We start from the raw sequence: 24973 nt of genomic DNA, 5'->3' as shown, positions 1-24973 counted from the left end.
TTATTTTATGGTTAAAGTTCGTTTTGCTCCCTCTCCAACAGGTTATATTCATATTGGCAATATCCGTATTGCGCTTTTCAATTGGCTTTATGCGCAAGCGTATAAGGGAGAATTTGTTTTGCGCTATGATGATACAGATATTGAGCGTTCTAAACAAGAATATATCGATGCTATTGCTGCTGACCTTGAATGGCTCGGTATTCAACCAGATGCAATTTATTACCAATCCAAGCGATTTAATCGATATGATGAAGTGGCAGAAATTCTCAAACAACGTGGTCTTCTTTATCCTTGTTATGAGACAACAGAGGAATTAGAGCGGCGTCGTAAAATCCAGCTTTCACGCAAATTGCCTCCTATTTATGACCGTGCAGCATTGAAGTTGACAGAAGAAGACAAAAAAAACTTTGAATTACAAGGTCGTAAACCGCATTGGCGTTTTCTTCTTCCTAATTTTGAAAGTGATCCTTTGCAAACAAAGAGAACAGAAGTTTGCTGGAATGATGCCGTAAAGGGAAAGCAGACGATTGATTTGGCTTCTCTTTCAGATCCTGTTCTTATTCGTAAAGATGGAACCTATCTTTATACATTGCCGTCTGTTGTGGATGACGCAGATATGGCCATTACACATATTATTCGTGGGGATGATCATATTACAAATACAGGGGTTCAGATTGCTCTTTTTAAAGCTCTCAATGCAGAATTACCTGTTTTTGGTCATACCAATTTATTGGCAACAGTTTTAGGAAAAGGATTTTCAAAACGCAATAATGATCTTTCTATTCGTTCTCTACGAGAAGAAGGATTTGAATCTATAGCTGTTCAGTGTCTTGCTGTTTTGATTGGGACATCACAAAATGTACATCCCTATCCCCATCAAGCAGCACTTTTAGAGCATTTTAATTTACAAGATACATCAAAATCGGTTGCAAAATTTGATATTGCTGATCTTTGTACTTTGAATAGTCATCTTGTTCATGAACTAAGTTATGAAAACGTTAACATGCGCCTTAAAAAACTTTCTATTGAAGGAGATAAGGCGGAATATTTCTGGAACGCGGTAAGAAGCAATATTGATAAAGTCAATGATGCTGTCTTATGGTGGAAAATCATTCATGATGAACAGAATTTTGACACAGTAGCATTAGAAGATTGTGAATTTGTGCGTCAATCACTCGATTTCTTACCTGAAGGTGCTTTGAATGAGGAAAGTTGGAAAATTTGGACAACCGCATTAAAAGAAAAAACAGGTCGGAAAGGAAAGTCTTTATTTATGCCATTACGTCAAGCACTTACCGGCATGGATCATGGACCTGAAATGGGAAAGCTTTTGCAGCTTTTAGGGCGTGAAAAGGTAATAGAAAGACTCTCTAAGAAATAAGAGAAACTTTTAAAAGGCATTTTTTATTTACTTTATGCTTACAGAGAGTAAAGGACAAGTCTATCTACGCGTTTTTATGAGCATGAATGCAGGAATATCATCACCAAATCCAAGGGGCGTGTAATTTTTATTTTTTCGTGGGCGCTGTTGTTCAGGTGGGTTTTCTTTATTATTCACGCTTTTGATATAATCTATTTTATTCTCTTTTGCAGATTTTTTAATGTGAGCAACAGGCTCTTTGGGAGCAGTTTTCTTTGAAGATTTTGAAGACCTTTTCTTTACAACAATATCTTCTGTTTGATCATCAGTTATTAAAGTCGAGAGATCTCCATTGAGCCATTCAATTTTTTCATTACTCATTTCCTCGATGGCATTGATATATTTTTGATCAGCTTTTGTAACGATTGTAAAGGCTTTTCCGCTGCGATTTGCACGTCCTGTACGACCAATTCGATGGATATAGTCTTCAGCATGTGTAGGAACATCATAGTTAAATACATGACTTACAGCTGGAATATCGAGTCCACGGGCAGCAACATCAGAAGCAACCAGAAGTGTAAGTTTATTATTTTTAAAATCGGCTAGGGTGCTCATGCGTGAATATTGGTCCATATCTCCATGCAATGCACCTACATTAAAGTTATGTTTAATGAGTGATCTAAAAAGTTCAGAGATATCTCTCTTGCGATTACAGAAAATAATAGCGTTTTGAAGCTCTGCACCTTCATTTTGGATAAGTTCTCGTAGAACTGCTCTTTTGTCCCATGATTTATTTCCAGATTTGACAAGCCGTTGTGTAATTGTGGTGGCTGTTGAGGAAGCTTTTGTAACTTCAACAGCTACTGGGGAATGTAAAAACTGTTTCGTTAGTTTTGTAATTTCTGGTGCCATTGTTGCAGAAAAGAACAAAGTTTGACGCGTAAAAGGGGTTAGCTTACAGATGCGTTCAATATCAGGAATAAAGCCCATGTCCAACATGCGATCAGCTTCATCAATAACAAGGATCTCAACGCCCATCAGGAGCAATTTACCACGCTCGAAATGATCAAGAAGGCGCCCTGGTGTTGCTATAAGAACATCAGCTCCCCGTTCAAGTTTGCGATCTTGGAGTTCAAAAGAAACACCACCAATCAAAAGAGCAACATTTAAACGATGGTTTATTCCGTATTTATCGAAATTTTCTTCAACTTGAGCTGCAATTTCCCGTGTTGGTTCTAAGATGAGCGTACGGGGCATTCGTGCTCTTGCACGACCTTTCTCAAGGAGAGTGAGCATAGGCAATACGAAAGAAGCAGTTTTACCTGTTCCCGTTTGAGCGATTCCTAGAACATCTTTTCTTTGAAGGACATGCGGAATTGTTTCACTTTGAATAGGTGTTGGAACGGTATATCCCGCTGATTTTACGGCATTAATAACCTTTGCGGAAAGACCTAAATCATCAAAACTGTTTAAAGATGGTATCATTTTTTTATCAACTGCTCTGTGATTTTAACTGCGTTATCTAAATGATAATTATAACCAATATTCTACACTCTTTAAAAGTGTTAAGATGTTTTTACAAAAAAATTAACTATAACAATCATATACACATAAAACGCATAATACAATCATTAATAGCGAAATTGTTCTGATAAAATGCGCTCATCCCATGAATGATTTGAGTCAAAAAGGATTGAAGCTGTTACTTCTGTTGCCATTGAAATAGTAACTGAATGGACAGATTTAACTTCAATATTATCTGCAGCAGCGTTGACAGGGCGTTTGTCAGGTTCAAGCATATCAAAGCGCACTGTTACTGTATTGGGAAGCAAAGCTCCATGCCAACGCCGAGGGCGAAAAGGGCTAACGGGAGTGAGGGCCATAAGGGGAGCCATAAGAGGTAAGATAGGTCCTTGTGCTGATAAATTATAGGCGGTTGATCCAGCTGGTGTGGCAACAAGAACACCATCACAATTTAATTGCTCCATGCGTACGTTGTTATCAATGGTGATACGAATTTTTGCTGCTTGATAAGATTGCCGAAAGAGGGATACTTCATTAATTGCAAGCGCCTCGATAGAATCTTGACATTCAGATTTTGCAATCATGCGCAGGGGATGGATTTCTTTTTTATGTGCGGCAGCAATACGATTGGGCAATTTTTTTTCATGAAATTCATTCATAAGAAATCCTACAGAACCTTGATTCATGCCATAAATAGGTTTGCCTGTGTTCATGACTTCTCGTACGGTTTGTAACATTGTCCCATCACCACCTATAGCAACAACAATATCAGTTTCTTCCAAAGAAGAATGACCATAAACGGAAATTAATTTATGGGTAGCTTTAACAGCCTCCTCAGTTTCTGCGGAAATAAAATGAAAGCGACTTGGTAATGTAGCCATTTAAAAATTATCCTGATACTTATAATTTATGTTGTAACTTATTTTTGAGAGTTTTGAAGTTGTAATAAAAGCTCTTTTTATAATAAAAAGAGCATTGAATAAAGAGAAGTTATTTCAAGGTAAAGTATCATTAAAAAGTAAAAGGAGTGCGTCGTTAGATAAATTACAAACAAGTAATTTTTTTATTAGAATGATAATTTAGCATTGAAGCTAAGAGTATGATTAGTTAAAAGACCATAACTGATTTTAATAATCAGTGTGAAGCACCCGTAGCTCAGCTGGATAGAGCGCTGCCCTCCGAAGGCAGAGGTCACAGATTCGAATTCTGTCGGGTGCACCAAATTCTTCAACTTCATATTATCCTAAATAACAATATTACCTAAAAAGAAGTCAATTTCCTCTTTTATGAAAATGGTTATTTGAATTGTTTATTAAGTTTTTTAGCGAATAAGCCAATGATTTTAAGAGAAGTAAAATTTACGGCTGCGTATTATAATTCTTCGGTTAGGTATTTTGAATGTCGAGATAAAAGAGCAAGATTATCTAAATATGCTTTCAATTTAACTATAAACATTTATAACATAAAAATACATATTAATTCAATATGTTATTCTACAATTGATCAGGTGATGTTGATAGTAGATCGCTAAATATATTGTTTTGAGCATTAAAATAGATAGCTAAATTTGCGTTTATTCTATTTTTGGAGCTAAAGGCTGTTATGGTGAGATGGAACGCGGATGAGGAATATCACCAGTTAAAGGAATCATAATGGGGAAAAAATAATCGTCAAGATTTGATTTTTTTCAAAACGCTGTATTCTGTATGGTTTTGGGAATGGGTATCTGACGATTTCTTTATACACCAATATTGCCAGTTATGTTAGATGAGGGATTGTTTACCTTTAATCAACTTTCTTATATACCGAGCGCTAATTATGGTGGTTATTTAGTTGGGAGTATGTTCTTTACATTTGGCAGAATTGGGAATATATCTCTTGCTCCTCACATACTATCTTGTGCAGCTATAGTAATGAGTGCACTTATTATTTTCATGGCGTTAACACTTGGTCCTTTTGATCCATTTGCTGCTGGTGTTGCAAGTGTAGCAATGATGGTTTTGGGGTCTATTCTGGTCATGCAGCATAGCCATAATGGGCGGATTATTGCTTCGCTTTATGCAGGTGTAGGAGTTGGTATTCGATTAGGTAATGAATATGTTATTATTAGCTTGAATATGACAACTATATCAAAAAAACAACTCTGTTATTTCTTCTATTGCAAATGAAATCACTCCTGTTAATAAGAAAAAACCATCCCAAAAATATGAATTAACCAATCAAATAGATTTCGTGACTGGTCATATATTTTATATCGCATTCGTTCTTTAAACGATTTTGGTGATGTAAAAAAAGCGGTCTAGATGCTTTTATTGAAAATGAAAGAGCAATCTCTTTCATGATGGCAATTGCTGGGTTGCTGATAGTGTCTGTGTTGTAAAATATAGTCGTGTTTATGAAAATACAAGGGGCTATAGCAATACTGCCATTGGTGGCTATGTCTATGGCAATACCCTTATATGTGATAAAACCTATGTGTATTTTAGTGCTCATGTTTATGACAATGCTCATCTTTCTTATAACGGTTGAGTTTATCATTATGCGCGGGTTTATGGGAATGCAAAATTATCCGGTAGTGCACGTATTCATAGCAATGCTGCGGTTTATGAATCATGCTGTTGTTAGGAAAGGTTTACGGGCAATGATAGCATGGGGTGTCATACTGATGTGTATAGCTCTATTTACGGAAATGCCAAGGTCTCTGGTTATTTCGTGATTAGAGGTAATGTATATGGCAATGCAAGAATAAAAAGACATAGCGATTTATATTCGGTTCCCATAAATTGTGAGGTTTATGAAAGCGATAACATTATCAAGATTGATAAACAGAATAAATGACAGACGTGGGGGGCGCTTTTTTGATGATTATAAACGCGTCATAAAAGAAAGAATTCATAAAAGAAAGCCATACCAATTGATATGACGCTGCTTTTAAATAGAGGTGCTACAGATCATACAAAAGAAATCAATAATGAATGCATATATACAAAACATATCATATTGCAAGCGCTCTATTATATTGATTAAAACTGATCAAAAGGAACGTAAATGACAGATATGATCTTTAATCACTCATTTGAATTACAGAACCTATAAACACTTTTTTATGGCTATAAAACGTATTAAGAATAACGCTCTCATTTTTGAGGTGGTCATTTGACACAAAGTACATTATCAAAATGTTTCAACGCTTGGTAGGTTCATATTAAGACAATCAAGAGAAAATGCGTATTAAGTGAATATTTGCAACAAAATCCGTTGTTTATATTTACAAGCATTGGTTTTTAAAAGCAGCTTTTCAGAAGACAATAAACAACCGCTTTTTATAAAATCTAAGGCTTTTAAACTGTTATAAATCTAGGTTTCAAACGTTTTTATAGAGATATCATTTTATGTCTCTAAACGTTTAAACGTTCATTTAGTGAGGTTCTCATAAGCGTATTTTCACTTTGCATTTAAACATAACTTCTCTGCAAATAAGCCGGTCCATATTTGAGCTGGCAAAATTAACCAGCACAAATTCGAGCTCGTTAACTTTAGAATAGAGCATTCTTTAAACATTGTCGCTTTTGACTCAAAATTGAGTAAAACCCCATGCCTTTGTGATATGATTACAATTTTTTTAAATTTATCTGCTTATCTTTGTCTTAATAGGTATCCTTAAATTTGAGGGGACCTCATTTTCTTGCGTTATATCATTAAAAAGCTTTTGATTATCACAAGATATAACATTTGCATCATGATTTGCTTTTTATGGTCTATTCATACATGGTAATTGTTTATCAAAATGGTCAATTAAATTACGTATGAAAGTGTAGATTTTAAATGGGATTCATATAAAACAATTGTACACAAAATATTGACTTTATTGTATTTTTTATTGAACAAGATTCCATCTCGTTTAAACGTTTCATGAGAAATCACCAAAGACCTTATTGATAAGATTCTTCTCTTACACGGCGTTATCACTTTTGTTTGCAAAAATCTGCTTGTCTTTTGACTTTTGATATGGATACAACCTCTTTTGAGGTAGAGCAAAGAATTTTTTAATCATGGAGAGTGCAACAGTGCTCTTTAAAAATCTTGATTGGTTTGTTGAAAAAATTAAAGAGGCAGGTAATCATTTAATACGTTATCAACGACCAGATCATGAAGCGCAAATTCTTTACAATGGCGCAATTATCAAAGATTATCCGCAATTTGATGTTGGAGTTTCGATTAGTACTGGTATTTTAGCTGTTGCCTGCATGGTAATTGATCCCTATCAATTCTTAGCACTTACAAGATCTACAACTTGATTTTGATAAAAAGGGATTGAGAGTTTGTGAAGAAGAAATATATGCAGATTAGTTGGAATTAAGCTTGATTATATCTTGAAATAGGCGATGAAAAAAATAGATCTTCATAAATGCTTTTATTCCAGATATGGAGCACCATCTTGGTAAAAGAGTGAAGTTGGAGGCACATAAGGTTATCAAGGTAGATGATGCAGATTATAGCTTACTTCATATTGGTGCAGTGGCTTTATTGGGTGATGTTGCACCCTTACAATCTTATTATCAAAGTTTCAGTGCAGAGGATCATTTAGGCTTTGATGAAAACACCCAACAGATTCATCTGGAACGTGCATTGGCTTTAGCCAAAAAAGTAGTGAAATCTAAGCAGCTCAGCTACACTTTAATTAAAAAATTAGCAAAAAATATGAGCCATCTAGAAGAAAAACAAAGTTCTTAATAAGGGGTTTCCAGAGAGGTGGAGTCTCATTCTTGGAAGGAAAAAAATAGCTACATTTATCGAAACAAAAGATAAGGAATAGCTCCTTAAGAAATATCAAGAAGATCTAAAAAGATTATAGGAACCAGATTCTGCTTTAAAGCTGCCATCATCAGTTGAGTGAACTCAACAATGGTGGAGTTTTATCCATTGGCGGAAACCTGATGTTTGAAAGAGGCTTTCTTGATGTGAAGGTAATATTGTAATAAATAATTATTATAAATCAAAATGTTGTATATATTCATTGTTTTGAGATTAATGACTATTGACAAATAATTTGCACCATTTTCTTTCTTCCAGCTTTTCGTCAATCATCAATGAAAACTTCTTGTAATGGAAAGTTCATTGATAACATAACTTTTGTATGTCATTATTTTAGGCTTAAAAAAATATAAAAATAATGAAATGCAATTAAGTCATCAACGGCTTATTATTTTCAATTTTTAATCATAAAAAAATCTTTTTATTCATCTTGCTTATAAAAAGAATTAGCTTTTTTCTGGTGATACAAGTGGAGAAATAAGGATTTTAGATATGTTTCGGCGTTCCATTTCAATCACTTTAAAGTGTAAACCATCCGTTTCAAAGCTTTCTCCCTCATTTGGTAAATGACCAAACTGCCAAAGCATAAAGCCTGCCAGAGTCGTATAACGATCTGCTTCATCTACAAGGTTACGCCCAAGATAACCACTTAAACGGCGGATATCAGCATATCCCTCAACAAGAAGACTGCCATTTTCAAGTTGTTCTGCGATCATGAGTTCTTCATCGTCATCAGGAAAGTCTCCTGCAATAGCTTCAAGAATATCAGTTGGTGTTGCAATTCCTTCAAAAGATCCATGCTCATCAACAATAATTGCAAGCTGAATCGAAGAATGACGTAACTGCTCCATCAATCGTAAAACACTTGTGTTTTCATGAACAACGAGGGGTTCTCGCATAGCTTTTTTCCAATTAATCTTTTTCCCCTCAGCCAAATTCAAAAGAAGATCTTTTGTCAACGCAACGCCAACAAATTCATCCACTTTTTCACGCGCAAGAATTAAGCGGCTATGTTTAACTTTTTGTAATTCTTCACGCATTTCATTTTCATCAGCATTTAAATCTAACCACTCAATCTCATTACGTGGCGACATGATAGAGCGAACAGGGCGATCAGCTAAATCGAGAACACCACGAATCATCTCCTTTTCTTCTGGTCTAAATAACTCAGAAGCAGCAGCCTGTTCAGCAATAACATCTACAGTCTCAGCAAGGTGACTATCTTTGCTTCCTCCTCCTAAGAGCCTCAAAACAGCATCAGCTGTTCTACTGCGTAGATCATTCGTTTTAATCATTTTTTCACGGTTACGACGTCCAATTTGATTAAAAGCTTCGATGAGAACAGAAAAACCAATAGCAGCATACAAATACCCTTTTGGAATATGAAAACCAAATCCTTCAACAATGAGAGTAAAACCAATCATCATCAAAAAACCAAGACAAAGGATTACAATAGTGGGATGACGATTAATAAAACGCATAAGAGCACCAGATCCGCACATCATTACTCCCATAGCAGCTATGACTGCGATATACATAACTGCTGCCTGCTCTTTTGCAATCATACCTGTTGCGGTAATAATACTGTCTAGTGAAAAAACGGCATCCAGCACCACGACTTGAACGATGACTTGCCAAAAAACAGCATAACCAACGCCTGTTTTTCTTTCATGTGATACTCCTTCTAACCTTTCATGTAATTCTAGCGTTCCCTTTGCTAGCAAAAAGGCTCCACCACCGATTAAAATAAAGCTATGCCAACTAAATGCAAAAGATGAAAGTGAAAGAATGACCCTATCGAGTCTCATAACCCATCCAATAACGGTAAGAAGGAAAAGCCGCATAATTAATGCTAAAGTAAGACCTATAAAGCGTGCGCGGTCACGCAAATGCAGTGGCAATTTTTCAGCTAAAATTGCAATAAAGATAAGGTTATCTATTCCTAAAACAATTTCGAGAAAAACCAGCGTGATCAAACCAAACCACGCATGGGGATCAGTGATCCATTCCATCATTCCTTACCTTTTAGAAGTTTAAAAGCGCGCGATTGACAAAAAAAATTCATAGGCTTTTATTCGTATATTGGATCATGAACATTGTATGTAAGAAAACTTAGATTCAAAGAAAAAAATAGCACAATATTGCTTGAATGCATGTGATTGTTGATAAAACAAAATGATGCCCCATCCCGCTTACAACCACAAGAAGGTCCCTCTAATTTTTGCTCGGGCATTATGCTCGATAATCCTCTAACTATAGGTCCTGTGTAACAATCAGAACATTTATTTATAAAGCTTCTTATAATGGGTTTATTTTTATATAAGATCAAGTGGTGAATATCATATTTTTAACCTTACAGACAATGAGTTTATATAACAAACAACAAAATATCTGGACATCCATCCTTAGGAGCGTTATAGAAACGCTCATTCTCGTCTTTTGAGAAGCTTATGGGTGATTAGCTCAGTCGGTAGAGCAGCTGACTCTTAATCAGCGGGTCGTGGGTTCGATCCCCTCATCACCCACCATTCTATTTTATACCGTAAATAACTTATTGATTGCGTAAATTTTTTTAAGATACGAGTTTCTAAATAAAATTGGGCAGTATGATTTCCTCATATCTGTTTGTTTAAAAGTGAAGATTGTTGATATAGTTTAGTCATCGGTTTTGTACTTTTTAGGGGACTCAAAAAACTTCCAAAGGATATTTAAAGATCTTTTAATACGTATTGTTTCTTCTTTTAATATAAATTGATTAAATTTTTTTTGGATTTTTAGCATATTGTTTAAAGACAGAAGAAACTTTGGACTTTAGTTGTATTAGCAGCGTGGATATTTTTTGATAACTCTCCCGCTTAAACAAAAAACTTCTGTAATAATCATCAGTATTCCAAGAAGGTAAATCAAGATAAAATAAAGTATTTAGCGGATATAACAGGAATAAAATTAGATTAGTTTAATTGTTTAAAATTAATACCTGTTAAACGAAAGAGAATAAGCTTTAATGAGGCTTAAAGTTTTAAAATATTAAGCTGTGCAGTTACGCTATGCTGTCTTTCCGTTAGCTTAACCTCTAAAAATATAAATATTAAGAAAGCCGCTCAGAATAATTATAATATATTGATTTATAATGATTAATTATTATTTTTTAAACTTTACTATCATAAACTTCTTTTGTCTCAATCCCTCTTATAATAAATCAATTAAAATTATTATTTTTGCTTTATAAATGGGATTAACGTGTGGATAAAGACTATTGAAGAAAAGCATAAAAATGATTCTTATTAACGTTCTTAGGCGCCAAAAATTATCCCAACATTGGGAAAATAGTATAATGGTGCAGGCTTGCTCTTTTATTAAGTATAAAGATGATGTTGCAACAATGACTTTATTATACCATTCACGGGTATTGTTGTGTAATGGGGAAGAGCACTGAGAGAATTTTCTTAAAAAAGATATGTAAATTGGTAATACGATGGTGTTCTGTTCTTAATAGGCACACAAAAAAGAAGTAATTGATAACCTTTTGTTTATTCAGGTGGTGTTTTAGGGGCTCTTTTCCAATATTGGTGCGCTTCAAAAATGGCGACCACAAATAATGAAATGATGAGCGGTATAATCAAATAAAACATTCTAAAGACAATAAGTGCTGCAATAACATCAGCTGGATTCATATTGGGCATGCCTGTTATGAAGAGAGCTTCCAGAACTCCTACTCCTCCTGCTGGAGCATTAGAGAGAAGAGTTATCGTAAAAGATGTTAGGAAAACACCAAGAACAGAGATAAAATGAACATCTGCGTTGTGTGGGAGAACAGCATATATAATTCCAGCTGCTCCTAAAAGCTCTAGAGGGCTAATGAGAAGCTGTTGAATAACAATTTTCAGCCGTGGGTAGGAAAGTTGAATTTTCTTACCCACGCGTAAGGGTTTTAACTGAAGCCAGCTACCAAACGTATAAAGTGCTATACAGCTGAGTAAAATTGCTCCAGCCGTTGTTCCTAGCCATTCGGGAAGTTCTTTATGAATGAGAGTGATAATTTCGGGTTGCAGCACCAAAACGATTCCCAAAAGTAAGATTGTTCCGATTACAAAAGTAAAAGAGCAAAAACCTACTAATATTGCGATTTCTGTTCCGTTTAATCCTTTCATTTTATAGGCGCGATAGCGCACAACGGCACCAGAAAAAACTGAAGCACCGATATTGTGTGAAAGAGCGTAGGTTGTAAATGAACATATAGCGATAAAAATCCAAGAAATTTTATGGCCTAGATGTTGTAAGGCAATTCGATCATATCCAGCAAGAGCAGCATAAGCTAGGAGAGAACATAAACAGGCTAATAACCAGTGCTGTGCATTTAAATCGCTCAAGCGCTCCAATACGTCCCCAAATGAAATGGCAGAGAGCTTCATATAAAGGATCCGAATAGACACCAGCATTGCTAAGATACCAATCAATGGCCATATAAATTGCTTTATTTTCATGATTCTGTATCCATTTTATGTTTTCTGTAAATTTTCATGATTGAGCATATTCCTTACAGATCTTCGTTCTGTTATATACTCTATAATGCCATTGGCAATTTCTTCATCATCTGTTACTACAACATCAGCACCTAAATCAATGAGATATGTTGTTTCTGTGTCAGATAATGCATGTGTGATTATCTGGATATCTTTCTTCATATCACGTATATTCACGATACATTCTCCTACTTCAATGGTACTTCGCATTGTAATAACAACTTTATGTGCATTATTTATATTTGCTGCGTTCATTATTTCTTGTTGAATGATATTGCCGCAAATAGTCTCAAATCCATCTGCAATCGCTTTATCAGAGAGGCGTTTTGATTCTTCTACAATCACTATAGGATCACCTCTATTTATTAAAGATAATGCAACACACTTACCGATACGACCATAGCCAATAATTACGATATGGTTATTTTTTAATGTTATCGGTAAAAAGTCTTGGTCAGGATCTTGTGGATCAATATCAATAATTGTTTGGGTATTTTGTGAAGCTGCAGAATTTTTTTCTAAACGTTTTTTAATTTTATTACAGGCAATGAAAACAAGAGGATTGAGCAAAATAGAAAAAATTGCTCCTCCAAGAATTAAATCATGAGCGTCATTGTTTAAAAGTCCTAAGCTTAAACTTAAACCAGCAAGGATAAAGGAAAATTCTCCAATTTGGGCAAGGCTTGCAGAAATAGTCAAAGCTGTTGCATTAGAATAGCGAAAAGCCTTAACGATGAAAAAGGCAATAGCAGATTTTCCGATTACGATAATGAATAAGGTTGCTAAGAGAGGGAAAAAATGAGTTAAAAGTTTCTCTGGGTCAAATAACATGCCTACAGAAACAAAAAAGAGAACAGAAAAGGCATCTCGCAGTGGTAAAGATTCTTCAGCGGCACGGTGGCTTAATTCTGATTCGCTCATGACCATACCAGCAAAAAAAGCACCAAGAGAAAGAGAAACACCAAATAAATGAGCGGCTCCGAAAGCTACTCCTAATGCAATAGCAAAGACGCTAAGACGAAATAATTCACGTGATCCCGATTGTGCGCTCATTTTTAAAAGCCATGGGATAACGCGTCGCCCAATGACAAGCATAAGTGCAATAAATACAATTACTTTCAGGATGGTGAGACCAAAAATACCCCAAATACTTAAATCCAACCATTGAACAAGAGGATCCAACGCTTCTTTTTTGGTATTGCTGAGGGCACTTGCCAAGGAAGGGATGAGGACAAGTATAAGGACCATTGCTAAATCCTCAATAATCAACCATCCAACGGCAATGCGTCCTTTTTCTGTTTCAATAAGATGACGCTCTTGCAAAGCACGTAGCAGGATAACGGTACTAGCTATGGATAAAGCAAGACCGAAGATCAAACTACCACTAAAGCCCCATCCCATAATCAGACCAAGGCACGAACCTAGAAAAGTAGAAAATACTATTTGTGCAATAGCGGCGGGGACAGCAATAGCTTTGACAGATAAAAGGTCTTTTAATGAAAAGTGGAGCCCAACACCAAACATCAGCAAAATAATACCAATTTCAGCAAGTTGATTAATGATGACGGAATCTATTTTAAATCCGCCTGTATTGGGTCCCACAATAACACCAGCTAATAAATAGCCTACAAGTGGTGAAATACGTAAACGGCTCGCAATCATTCCCAAGAGAAATGCTAAACATAAGCCTGCAACAATAGTTGTGATAAGTGGTGTGTCGTGGAGCATGGATTATTACTATTCTTGATCAAAAAGCGAATGAATGAAAACGACTATATTTCTATGAGAAGAGAGGCGAGATGTATCATACGCATTAAAGGGCATTTTTATTTCACTTTGGTATTTGCACGATTATTTCGCTCACGCCACCAATTTCCTAGCAGGAGTAAAATAGGAGCAGCAATAAAGATAGAGGATGATGTTGCAATAATAATCCCAAAGACCATGGGCAATGCAAAATTATGAACAGCACTTCCACCCCATATCGCCATGGGGAGCATCGCAAGAATTGTTGTGGCTGATGTAAAAAAACAACGTACAAGAACCTGATTAATGGACAGATCAATCAGCTCACGCAACGGCATTTTTTTATAAAGACGCATATTTTCGCGCATTCTATCATAGACGACAACTTTATCATTTATAGAATATCCAACAATTGTTAAGAGTGCAGCGATAGCCGTTAAATTAAAATCAAATTGAAATAAAGCAAAAAAGCCAATCATTTTTGTGGTGTCTAGAATGAGTGTGACAATGGCTCCAACGGCAAAGAACCACTCGAAGCGGAGCCATATATAGAGAGACATGGCAATCGCCGCAAGAATAACAGCAGTAAAAGCAGCTGTGGCAAGCTCGCCTGAAATTTTGGGACCAACAACTTCTATTTGATCGAATGTGGTATCGGGATAGATATTTTGTACAGCTGTTTTAACCTTATCAATGGCGATGGTTTGTTGTGCTTCGCTACCGCTTTGTTTCTGCATGCGAATTAATACGGTATTTTCGTTATCAATATTTTGCAAGGAAACTTCACCAACATTAAGAGTAGAAAGCTTGGAACGCAGAGTTGCTAGATCTGCTGGTGCTTTCGTGGTAATACTCATTTGGCTTCCACCAATGAAATCAATTCCGAAATTCAACCCAGGCTTAAAAAAGAGAAAAACTGAAGCTATTGATAAAACAATTGAGACGCCAATACCAATGAAACGTGCTTTCATAAAGTGGAAAGTTGTGTTTTGTGGCATGATATTGAAAGCAGAGTGAATATGCAACTTTTTAATTTTCCATTTACGAACGATCCAAATCATGATGATGCGTACAATGGTGATATTCGTAAACATGGAGATGATAATACCAAGCAACATTGTTACGGCAAAACCACGAACGGGACCGGTACCGAACCAAAATAGTAAGACAGTCGCTATAATTGCAGTAACATTTGCATCAACAATGGTTGCAAAAGCTTGTTTAAATCCACGATCTAAAGCTGCAAAAGCACTCACACCTTTTCGACTTTCTTCACGGATACGTTCATTGATGAGAATATTAGCATCAACGGCAATACCAATGCCTAAAATAATACCAGCAATACCAGGCAGTGTAAGCGTAGCACCGAGGAGGCTCAGGGCAGCAAATGTTAAAATCGTGTGGAGGGCTAGTGCTATATTGGCAATTAATCCCCAAATACGGTAGAGAAGAAAAATAAAAATTGCAACAAGAATAAAGCCGATAACGCCGGTGTAAAGTCCCATTTGGATGGCATCAGCACCAAGATTGGGACCTACGGTTCTCTCTTCAATGACCGTGAGCGGTGCGGGGAGGGAACCAGCGCGGAGCAGGGCAGCCAGAGTTGAGGCTTCTTTGGGATCAAAGTTTCCTGTAATTTGACCTTGTCCATTGGGAATGACACTATTGATGGTAGGCGCCGTTAAAACTTTATTATCCAGAACAATAGCAAAAGGACGGTTAATATTTTGTCGTGTTATATCGGCAAATATTTTAGCGCCAGCGGAATCTAGAGTAAATGAAATAATAGAACGTCCTGGTATTTGGGGGTCAAAACCTGCACGGGCATCTTTCAGGACATTTCCATCTAAAGCGATTTGATCATAAATTGCATAATGTTGTGTCTCATCTGTATATCCAGGGAGAATAGAAACACCTATAGGGGGATTATTGGGGTCCACATTAGAAGGAACAAGATGAAAACTCATCTTAGCGGTTGTTCCTAAGAGATCACGCAGTTGTTTGGGATCTTGTAGGCCAGGCAATTGGACCATAATACGATCATTTCCAATCTTTTGGATGGCTGGTTCTGAAACACCAACTTGATCTATACGGCGACGGATGATTTCTAAGCTTTGTTCAATAGCATTGCTTACACGGTCTTTTATACCAGCTTCCGTTAATGTGACGCGGAGAGTTTCATTTTGAGCACTGATCGCGATGTTATGTTCTGTTGTGCCAAAGCTACTATGTATGGGAGTTATTAATGTTTTCAAAGCAGAGAGCGCTTTTTCAGTTTGTGATGGGTCAGAAATAAGGGCAATAACGCTATCTTCAACAATACGCACACTTAAGGTGCGGATTTGTTTTTCACGCAATGTATTGCGTACACTGCTTAAAACTGTGTGTAACTGATCGTGTTTTAACGTTTTGCTATCAACCTCGAGCAGGAGAGAAGAGCCTCCTTGAAGGTCAAGACCAAGTGCTACACGGGTGTCGGGTAAGAATTTCGAGTTTTTAACTTGTTCGTGTGAAAATAAATTGGGTAAGGCAACATAAATGCTGCCTAAGAGAATAAAACAATAAAGGGCAGTTAACCAATTAGGTGTACGCATGATATATTCCGCAAATAGGCAATCTAACAGTTATTCAAAGTTAAAAGCACAAGTAAAATAAGATGATCGTTTTTATAATTCAAGGAAGAGGATTAAGTGTGTTTATTGGGAGGAGCGCGTTTATTTGAGAAATATTGCGTTTTAACGCTACGAAATTGTGTGTCAACAGCTGGAATCTTTATTAAAAAGAAATCCAATGCTAGGATTCTTTGAAAGGTTCTCATAAAAATAGATTCTGTATGGCATGTTACAAGTTTTTTGTTTTCAGTTGTGGTAACATTCACCTGATCACACTTATTGTGTAAATCAAATCTATTCGTTTTAATGATATTATTGGTGTGTGATTGTTTGATTAAATAAGCACGCGTTCCTAGGTTGCTCGTCAAGAATACACCTAAACTGGATAGAAAAATCCAAGTTGTCAAAGGAAGAAAATCTTCTTTTTTGCAATAAAGGTGCAAAAAAAACATGCTAGAGTGCCTTCTTTAATCTTATTGAGTTCATCTTATTTAATTCTTTTATCTTATTACCAGTATTATAGGATAAGGGAAAGCTTTTATAAGATTATTCTATAAAAGTTGAAAATATCTATTTTATAGCATATTTAAAAGAGAGGAATAAAATCCTTTTTGTTCTTGCAAGGTAGATATGTATTCATTTTGTAGAAAAAATATCCACATACTTTTCCTTCTTTTGGGGATTATCTTTGTATTTAATTCTGGTGCATGGGGGAATAGGGGGGCACAAAATACAATTGTCGAACAAACGATAGCTTCTTATTCAGTTGATGAAATTATTCAACAACAACTGTTGATTATTAAGACTCTTGAAGAAAATACTGAAACTTTAAAAAGAGATTTTGACAGAAAGCCAGAAGATGAGCGTGCTTTAGAAGAATTGCGGTTACGTGCACAAGATATCGGTGAACGTGCTATTGAGGCAGCATTTGTTTTGCGTTCTCCTCTTAATGAGATTAATACACTTCTTGATCAATTAACGGAGCTCCATCGTGATGTGAAAAAACTGAAAAGCTCAGTGAAGGAATATTCTTACTTGATAGAGCAAAAAGCTAAAATTAACAGTACCATGCTTCGTTTTGAGGCAATTTTCTTAGCGGCAAATAGAATAGCTGAACTTTCTATTTCTCAATCTCGGGAGCTTTTTAAACGCACGCTTACGTATAGGCTTGAGTTTTCGATTGCGATGGTTCAGCATCTCGCCCAAACAACAAAAGAGGCTTCATCAGATTTTCTTTTGTTGTTAGATTCTTGGTGGAATTTTATATTTTATTTCAAGTTTTTACAACTATTTCTTTGCTTTTTAATTCCACTTTTTATTACTTTGGGACTTTCGTATTTTTCTCAAAAAGTTCTTGTTCATGTGTATTGCCATTTTACGAAGTCTAATGAGGAAATATCTTATTTACAACGCTTATTGATCGCCTTTATTTCAGTTCTCTTACCTTCACTTGTGTGTATTCTTTGCGTTTATCTTGTGTTGTTTTTGTTTCGTAGTTTTAACTTAGATCCAGGTAGGCTTACAACAGTTTTTGATATGATAGGTTGCCAAATTATTTTAGTATTTTTAATCAATCGCTTAGCGATTGTTCTTTTATCATCGAATAAGCCCCATGTGCGTCTTTTCAGTATTGCGCCATCGTCTGCTTATCAATTAGTGATTTTACTCACTTCTTTAGGGGGGATTTTGGCATTTGACGCTGTTCTTGATAGTATTTATCAAATCATTTCAGCGCCTCTATCTTTGACAATTGCTAAAAGTTTTATTGCTGTTTTTCTGATAGCGATATTGCTGTTTATAATATCATTTGTACCTTTGCGGTTTAGACGTAGGCGTGTTCAAGAAGAAAAAAAAGAGCCATACTTTTGGCCATTTTATATACGCATTCCTCTTATTGGCTTTGGGTTACTGCTCTTTGTGTTGAATTTTTTAGGTTATGTTGGTCTTGCGCGTTTTATTATGCAGCAAATTATGATTGATGGAGTATTTTTAGTTCTCATGTATTTAGGAATACAAAGTGCTCAAGCACTTGGAACTAAAGGCCAATTGATGAAAACAACGGCTGGTCACCTTTTGATGCAGCGATTTCATTTAGAAGAAAAAACGATGAATCAATTGGGAGTTTTTGTGAGCGTTTTTCTCAATTTGTTTGTTGTTATATTTTGTACAATGCCAATTGCTGTACAGTTTGGATTTTCCTATTCTGATTTAAAAGCAGTTTTGTGGCAATCGGTGACCGGTTTTCAGATTGGAAATATGACTCTTTCTTTGACTTCTCTTGTAACAGGAATTATTTCTTTTTGTGTTTGCTGGTTTCTTATTCGCCGATTTATTGGTTGGTTAGATAGTGTTGTGTTGGTTCATGGAGAGTTCGATTCTGGTATACGTAATTCTATCAAAACAGTGATAAGTTATGGAGGCGTTGTTGTATCTGCTTTGACGGGATTATCAATGGCAGGTTTGGATCTTAGAAATTTCGCTCTTATTGCTGGAGGACTTTCACTTGGTATAGGTTTTGGTTTACAGAATATTGTCCAAAACTTTGTCTCTGGACTTATTATTTTAGTTGGAAGACCATTTAAAATAGGAGACTATATAGAATCTGGATCAGTAGCTGGTGTTGTTAAGCGTATTAGTGTGCGTGCAACGGAACTTGAGACGATTCAGCGTAAGACAATTATTATTCCCAATTCAAGCCTTATTAATAACAACGTTAGTAATTGGACACGACGTAATAAAGTAGGACGAATTGATATACCAGTTACTGTATCATCTAAGGTTGCTCCAGAGCATGTTGTTGAAATTTTGTTAGAGATTGCTTCTGAGACAGAAGGCGTTTTAAAAAATCCTATCCCACAGGTGAGTTTTACTGCATTTGATCATAAGAGTTTTTCCTTTAATTTGGCTATTTATGTTCCTAATATTACCTCACCTTCTCATGTAACCAATGCTCTTCGATTTAGCCTATATAAGCGTTTTTCTGAGGAAGGAATCTTAGAATGCTGAAATATACTTATGCTTTGATTACAGTTATTCTGTTAAGTATTTTTACCATAACAGCTTTTGCTGCAACAGTGAAGAATACTGATTTAAAGATACAGTCTCTTATTGTTGTTGAAGGAAGTATACCTTCAACAATTTCTTTAAATACTCATCAAACAATTACAATTTGTATGAAGGGATGTTTTATAACTTTTCCTAATAAAGATCGTTTTGCAATAAAGGCAGATGATACTATAGAAATCAGTAGGGGAAGAGCAATTTTTAAATAAAATGATTGAGAATTTGTGTTTAGAGACAAGATTTAGAAGGATAATGATATTGTGCGTAATTAATAAAAACATCCTTTAGAAAATGGTAAAAAAGTATGATTTTAGTATAAAATAGATGTGTTTTTATACTATGTAGAATCTACAGTATGCATTTAGGGTGTAAGAATATTTAGGTATTTTTATAATATTTTTAATGAATATCAATTTTCTAAAAATTATTACATCATTTTATGCATTTTTTCTCATAAAAAATGCATAAAATGTACTATTTTGTAATTTTTTTGCAGTATTATTGATACAAAATGTTTTATATTTTCTCCTTTTAAAAATATAATAGTTTTTTTATTAAATATTTATTATTCGAAGTATTGATTATTATAATATTTTAAAATTTATTTGATAATATTAAATTTTGATGTAATGATATATTAGTATAGTGATAGATTTAAATGTAACTATAAAGGAGTACATGCGATTTTGCGGCATAAGATTTTATAAAACTTTGTTTTTCTAAATGTGATTTTTGATTATATTTAAATTTAGCAATGGGGTATAATTTTATGAATACAAAATTTATAACAGCATCTGTTTTTTCGTTAATTTCACCTTCTATAGTACATGCTGCAGATGTGGTGGCTCACGAAGAGCCAGTACATGTTGCCTCAGAAGTTTTTGCTTCTTCACCTTTTTCTTGGGCAGGTTTTTATTTTGGGGGGCAAGTTGGGGGCTTTTCAAGTAAAATTTCTGCAACAACGCCTCATGTTGATATTCCTCTCCATCATACTGAGGAGAGTAAAAGTAAACCATGGATCCCCATCGAGAAACAGTATCTGCCCGATCTTTCTGGGTTTATAGGTGGTTTTTATGCGGGTATTAATTTTGATCTCGGTAATAATTTTATTATGGGGGTTGATACGGATATCGTTTTAACGGAAAAAAAGGATACAAAAACAAAATTTCAGGCTGATGAATCGAGTGCTGGTGGGACTGGTACTGATGGTCCTAGTACTGAAGGATCGGGTACTAAAGAATCGGGTAGTGATACTGATGCAAGTGCAGAAAAAAAAAGTCGAAAAAGGGCAAAACTTGTCAGGAGACAGGGTAGAGGCTTTTCTCGCTCTGCTGCAGAGGCTAAAGAAGAGAAAGACAGTTTAACTTTTAATCATACGTTAAAACAAAAATGGACAGGTGCTACACGGGTGCGTGTTGGGTTTTCTGCAGGGCGTGTGATGCCTTATATTGCTGGTGGTGTTGCTTATGGACAGTTTCAAGATATTCTGTCGACAGTAATTACGGGAAGTGAGCCATTTAATAGGACATCGGATGTAACAAAAACGATGATGGGTTATACTCTCGGTGGTGGTGTTGATTTTGCAATGACAGACCATTTTGTTGTGCGTGCGGAATATCGTTACTCAGATTTTGGTAAAAAGAAATTTAAAGACGAGATTGAAGTTAAGTATAAGACGAATGATTTTCGCGCAGGAATAGCTTACAAATTCTAGTTTTGTAGGATAAAGGAGCTTAAATTTAAAAGGTCCTATTTCTTTGATAGGGCCTTTATTTTTTAATTTTATGCATTGCAAATACTATTTTATGGTGAAAAAAGGGAGCTTTGACTTTGAGTGAGAATGAGGAGGTAAGGAAGAGTTACTCAGATTCTTAATTGTTAAGAATGAAAAATTTTTAGTTCACGAGGTGTGGTTGAAATATATGTTAGCAAAGAAGGATTAATTCGTCTTTCATATTATTACAGTTATCATTTTATAATATCGTTATAGAGTTGCAAACAGTAAATTTAAAGAGAGTTTTTACTATCTAAGTAATGAGAAAATAAAGAAAATACACATAGAGCGATGCGGGCAGCGTGCACGTTTGTGCACCAATTTTTTCTTCCCTTAGAACTCTCTACAATATCATCTGATAGCGCGGTTTATCTTTTTTCTATTTAATAACTAATTGTTTTTATTTTATTTATTAAATTGCTTTTTATATATAATCTTGGTACCAGATGAAAGTGCTCTAAGTGCGATTCAAAAGATGGTTTTTAAAAGGTGGTTCGAAGAACAAGAACACGTGATAGACTGTCTGTCTTATCTGTATCTATCTAAAGGCAAATATGCTGATAGAGCTGTTTTATGGCTTATCAAAACTACACCAGATCAAGGATAATGGGTTTTTAGGTTTGACCTTTTTTCTCGTTGCTTTCAACCATTGAGAGCTCTTTTGCTATATCTAGGGTGAGATGATATTCTATACTTGGACGACCGCCTTTAGGTTTCGATAAATTTTTACCGAAACTCATAACACCTTGATTTTCTTGAGGGGCATTAGGTTTTACTCTTTTTTGAGTAAAACTCACAAAGTTCTGATTTTCTTTAAAAAAATATTCCTCAATTTGTCGTGCAATCCAATCATTGAAACGCACATTAACCTCTAAAAATGCATATAATTCACGTGCGTTAACAGTTTGAACTGTTTCTTGGCCAATAGTTTGTTCTTTAATTTCTATAAGAGTGTTCATGATGAACTTCTTACTATTTAGACGTTTTTCATTAACACTTTAATTAGAAAGTGCCGGGCGCTGAAAAACACGCTAGTAAGTCTGTCGTTATGCTTTCCCTAAAAAGGGTATTTTTTAGCACAACCACACCCGATGAGCCTTTCACATACTATCTCGAGCATAAAAAATAACCGATTTTTAAAATGCGGGGAAAGATTGTTTCGTAATTCATCTGCTAATCGCTTAAGTGTTTTTCAAGCACTTAATTTAACGATATATGTTTTCCGTGAATCTTGTCAAGTAATAAGATGACGGTGTGGAGTACATAGACATAGCTTGAGAACATGATCTAGCCTTTCTTATTAGCAGCGTATTCTTGACGAGTAAGTTGATACTGTATGTTTTTGATTAATCTTTCATTGTTTTTTTTTACAATAGCACTTGCAATCTCTGGCTTGGACATCACCCCAGCAATTGAGAGGACTTCTTGTGTTGCAATGGGAAATTGATTTTTATCCACTCTTTGAAATACATTACCATTCAGCTTTTTTAATTCAACACGCTTTGGAAAACTGCCTCCCTTGATAAAAGCATGGGGTAAGATTTCTTTTTTTCCAAACATTTTGTAAGCCACACCGCGTTTTGTTTCTCTTGCTTGAAAAAAAATTAAGAGGTATCAGTGTTCCAGAACCAATGATATCTGTCTCAAGAAACTTTGCTGTCGCTTTTTCTTTAATATAACCCCCTTTTTTGATACGCTTTGATTGGGCAGATGTAACTTTGGCAATTTGCTTTTCGGTAAAGCGTTCGACTTGTTTTGCTGTGTTGTTTACAGCATCACGCAGAGTCCAATTAAGGCGAGGGGCTTGAAGACTTGTGAAGATATCCTTCACCTGTTGAAGATAGCATTTTGGGTGGATGATTAACTTCAACTTCTAAGCCTTTTTTGGGGGGAGGTGTTGATGACTTGGAAGCTTTAGATGCTTTTGGTTTTTCGAGTGAGGTTTTCTCTGTCACTGGTTCAGATGATGTTTGTGTGGAGTCTTGTTCTATTTGCTTAATTTGTTCAACTGCCTTGTCAGGTTTTGCTGTTGTTTTGACTTCAACAAAAAGTTTTGCAGCATTGGCGCGCTTGAGACGTGCGTAGACTTGATTGGAAACCTCAACAAATGGATTATTTTGTGTTGAAGTTTAAAAACGAACAATACTCTTATTATCGCTAACAATACACATTGGCTTCGTGATGATTGCTTTCATCATTGCTCCTTTTGAGTCATAATTAATGACATCATTAGTCAAATATTGATTTTTATTCTGTAAAAAATAGATTAGTCAGAATTACCTAGAAAACAGAGCTTTCTAGCTATATTAAAGGCATGATATTTTACTGAATTTTTGGGAACATTTTTGAATTTTGGATGCAATTTAACCAATACAGAATCATTATGAAATAAGAATTTTTACATATTGTCAACAGAAAAAATCTATATTTTATATTTTTTTATTTTAAAATAGAATATATAGAATTTTCTAAGACATTTTAGATTTTATAAATTATTGAGCAATTATTATAGGAGGGAAAGGCCATGACAGGTCCAGAAATATTAGATGCCGTGTATATGGTATCAATGATAGTTATATCTCTCTTAATTATAGCGTTTTGTTTGCCTGCTGCCTTTTGATTTTCATTAATAGTTTGCAGATCATATGCAATTACACGCTTTTGTAAAAAAATCTAGAGTGAGAAATTTTTCCAGATTGATGAGCTAAATATTAAGCTCGTGAAGGCCTGCTGTTGCCAAAAAAGCATATCTTGTTAAACCTCTTTCTTGTGCACAATCATCAATTGCACGTAAAAGCCCTCGTTCAATTGATATATTTATACGTACCACTTCTGCATCATTTTCAATAAAGGGGAATTGTATTAAAAAAGCTCCTTCTGACAAAGCTGTTTTGACAGATTTCCGTTGTATGCACTTCTTCAAATTTTGAAGGAATAGGCACTGTATCTATATCTTCACAATAAAGTTGAAGTGCTTCTGTTGCATTTTCGATTAAATTTTCTTCCTTATCAGCAGCAGAAAAAAGTCCCTCAAAATCAGGAAATTGAACACCAAAAGCAGAATCTTCATCTTTATGAACAAGAGCAAAAAATCTCTTCATTTTTCTTCTCTTTTTTTAACCAGCCTGCTTGTTGTGCAATAGAGCGTGTTGTTCCAATCGGAAGATTTTTTTAGGATGTGGAACAATAACAACCTTACCATCTTTTTTTAATTTATGATGAGAACCTTTTACTTTGACAAGTTCGAAGCCATCACGCTTTAATTTTGCAATGATTTTTCGGCTATCTTGTTCCATTCCCTAAACTAGTAATGTTTAAATATATACATACTATATTTTTTCTTATTTTAAGTGAATGTTTTTAATAACCAAAATATTTCTGGAGAGCGTTAAGGACTATCCGCAATAAAGGTACAAGGTATGGTAATTCTTGATCTTCTATAACAAGATACTGTAGAGAGGCATAAAAATTATGCTGTCGATAAAGGCATTGTCTTTCTTTTACTATCTCTTGCATAGCTTGATAATGATTGGTTGCTTTTTGTACCCATTTCTCT

General features: G+C 35.2%; 14 protein-coding genes, 2 tRNA genes and 6 pseudogenes. 9 read left to right on the top strand and 13 right to left on the bottom strand.

Features of this window, described 5'->3' with window-relative positions:
• Positions 1–7: 7 nt before the first annotated feature.
• Positions 8–1381: a glutamate--tRNA ligase gene (gltX, locus tag ACFIJL_RS06480; protein WP_375623614.1), complete on the top strand. Its 1374-nt coding sequence runs from the start codon at positions 8–10 to the stop codon at positions 1379–1381.
• 60 nt (positions 1382–1441) lie between these two features.
• Here gltX and ACFIJL_RS06475 read toward each other — a convergent pair whose 3' ends face one another.
• The gene (locus ACFIJL_RS06475) at positions 1442–2845 is read right to left on the bottom strand and encodes a DEAD/DEAH box helicase (RefSeq protein WP_375623612.1); all 1404 of its coding nucleotides are present in this window, start codon (positions 2843–2845) and stop codon (positions 1442–1444) included.
• A 146-nt stretch (positions 2846–2991) separates the two neighbouring features.
• Positions 2992–3765, bottom strand: a complete 774-nt coding sequence (locus tag ACFIJL_RS06470; protein WP_375623610.1) for an NAD kinase — start codon at positions 3763–3765, stop codon at positions 2992–2994.
• Positions 3766–4028: 263 nt separating this feature from the next.
• On the opposite strand from ACFIJL_RS06470, the gene ACFIJL_RS06465 reads away from it, so the two are divergent.
• From ACFIJL_RS06465 to ACFIJL_RS06450, 4 genes are all read left to right on the top strand, one after another.
• Positions 4029–4105, top strand: a tRNA-Arg gene (locus ACFIJL_RS06465).
• Positions 4106–4644: 539 nt separating this feature from the next.
• A complete protein-coding gene (locus ACFIJL_RS06460) occupies positions 4645–5052 on the top strand; it encodes a YbfB/YjiJ family MFS transporter (RefSeq protein WP_375623680.1) in 408 nt (135 codons plus the stop codon).
• 1899 nt (positions 5053–6951) lie between these two features.
• Entirely contained in the window at positions 6952–7182 is a 231-nt protein-coding gene (locus ACFIJL_RS06455) for a hypothetical protein (protein WP_375623608.1), read from the top strand.
• 151 nt (positions 7183–7333) lie between these two features.
• Positions 7334–7618: a DUF6990 domain-containing protein gene (locus ACFIJL_RS06450; RefSeq protein ID WP_375623606.1), complete on the top strand. Its 285-nt coding sequence runs from the start codon at positions 7334–7336 to the stop codon at positions 7616–7618.
• A 527-nt stretch (positions 7619–8145) separates the two neighbouring features.
• Here the strand turns inward: ACFIJL_RS06450 and ACFIJL_RS06445 are convergent.
• Positions 8146–9714, bottom strand: coding sequence for a TerC family protein (locus tag ACFIJL_RS06445; RefSeq protein ID WP_375623604.1), 1569 nt, complete (start codon positions 9712–9714; stop codon positions 8146–8148).
• Between the two features lie 437 nt (positions 9715–10151).
• Between ACFIJL_RS06445 and ACFIJL_RS06440 the strand changes: the two genes are divergently transcribed.
• A tRNA-Lys gene (locus ACFIJL_RS06440) sits at positions 10152–10227 on the top strand.
• A gap of 1002 nt (positions 10228–11229) precedes the next feature.
• Here ACFIJL_RS06440 and ACFIJL_RS06435 read toward each other — a convergent pair.
• The 4 genes from ACFIJL_RS06435 to ACFIJL_RS06420 form a co-directional block, all read right to left on the bottom strand.
• Positions 11230–12183 (bottom strand): YbhN family protein, encoded by a 954-nt coding sequence (locus ACFIJL_RS06435; RefSeq protein WP_375623602.1) that lies wholly within the window; start codon positions 12181–12183, stop codon positions 11230–11232.
• A gap of 15 nt (positions 12184–12198) precedes the next feature.
• Positions 12199–13950 (bottom strand): YbaL family putative K(+) efflux transporter, encoded by a 1752-nt coding sequence (ybaL, locus tag ACFIJL_RS06430; RefSeq protein ID WP_375623600.1) that lies wholly within the window; start codon positions 13948–13950, stop codon positions 12199–12201.
• A gap of 98 nt (positions 13951–14048) precedes the next feature.
• Positions 14049–16562, bottom strand: a complete 2514-nt coding sequence (gene secD, locus ACFIJL_RS06425; protein ID WP_375623598.1) for a protein translocase subunit SecD — start codon at positions 16560–16562, stop codon at positions 14049–14051.
• Positions 16563–16654: 92 nt separating this feature from the next.
• Positions 16655–17032: a hypothetical protein gene (locus ACFIJL_RS06420; RefSeq protein ID WP_375623596.1), complete on the bottom strand. Its 378-nt coding sequence runs from the start codon at positions 17030–17032 to the stop codon at positions 16655–16657.
• A 178-nt stretch (positions 17033–17210) separates the two neighbouring features.
• On the opposite strand from ACFIJL_RS06420, the gene ACFIJL_RS06415 reads away from it, so the two are divergent.
• From ACFIJL_RS06415 to ACFIJL_RS06405, 3 genes are all read left to right on the top strand, one after another.
• Entirely contained in the window at positions 17211–19586 is a 2376-nt protein-coding gene (locus ACFIJL_RS06415; protein ID WP_375623594.1) for a mechanosensitive ion channel domain-containing protein, read from the top strand.
• The gene (locus ACFIJL_RS06410) at positions 19580–19852 is read left to right on the top strand and encodes a hypothetical protein (RefSeq protein ID WP_375623591.1); all 273 of its coding nucleotides are present in this window, start codon (positions 19580–19582) and stop codon (positions 19850–19852) included. The genes ACFIJL_RS06415 and ACFIJL_RS06410 overlap by 7 nt, the downstream gene beginning before the upstream one ends.
• A gap of 560 nt (positions 19853–20412) precedes the next feature.
• Positions 20413–21357, top strand: coding sequence for a porin (locus ACFIJL_RS06405; protein WP_375623589.1), 945 nt, complete (start codon positions 20413–20415; stop codon positions 21355–21357).
• A gap of 680 nt (positions 21358–22037) precedes the next feature.
• On the opposite strand, the pseudogene ACFIJL_RS06400 reads toward ACFIJL_RS06405, so the two are convergent.
• The 6 pseudogenes from ACFIJL_RS06400 to ACFIJL_RS06375 all read right to left on the bottom strand — a co-directional run.
• A pseudogene (locus ACFIJL_RS06400) lies at positions 22038–22376 on the bottom strand (antA/AntB antirepressor family protein); the annotation flags it as partial.
• 328 nt (positions 22377–22704) lie between these two features.
• Positions 22705–23287: pseudogene (locus ACFIJL_RS06395) on the bottom strand (hypothetical protein).
• Positions 23288–23297: 10 nt separating this feature from the next.
• Positions 23298–23612, bottom strand: a pseudogene (locus ACFIJL_RS06390) (hypothetical protein); the annotation flags it as partial.
• Positions 23613–24121: 509 nt separating this feature from the next.
• Positions 24122–24518 (bottom strand): annotated as a pseudogene (locus tag ACFIJL_RS06385) (type II toxin-antitoxin system HicB family antitoxin).
• Positions 24490–24713, bottom strand: a pseudogene (locus tag ACFIJL_RS06380) (type II toxin-antitoxin system HicA family toxin). The pseudogenes ACFIJL_RS06385 and ACFIJL_RS06380 overlap by 29 nt, the downstream one beginning before the upstream one ends.
• 64 nt (positions 24714–24777) lie before the next feature.
• Positions 24778–24973: pseudogene (locus ACFIJL_RS06375) on the bottom strand (hypothetical protein); the annotation flags it as partial.

The sequence above is a fragment of the Bartonella sp. TT119HLJHH genome, from assembly GCF_042193385.1.
GTDB lineage: Bacteria > Pseudomonadota > Alphaproteobacteria > Rhizobiales > Rhizobiaceae > Bartonella.
The sequence above is the reverse complement of the archived record's forward strand: the minus strand, read 5'-3'. Positions and strand labels throughout refer to the sequence as shown.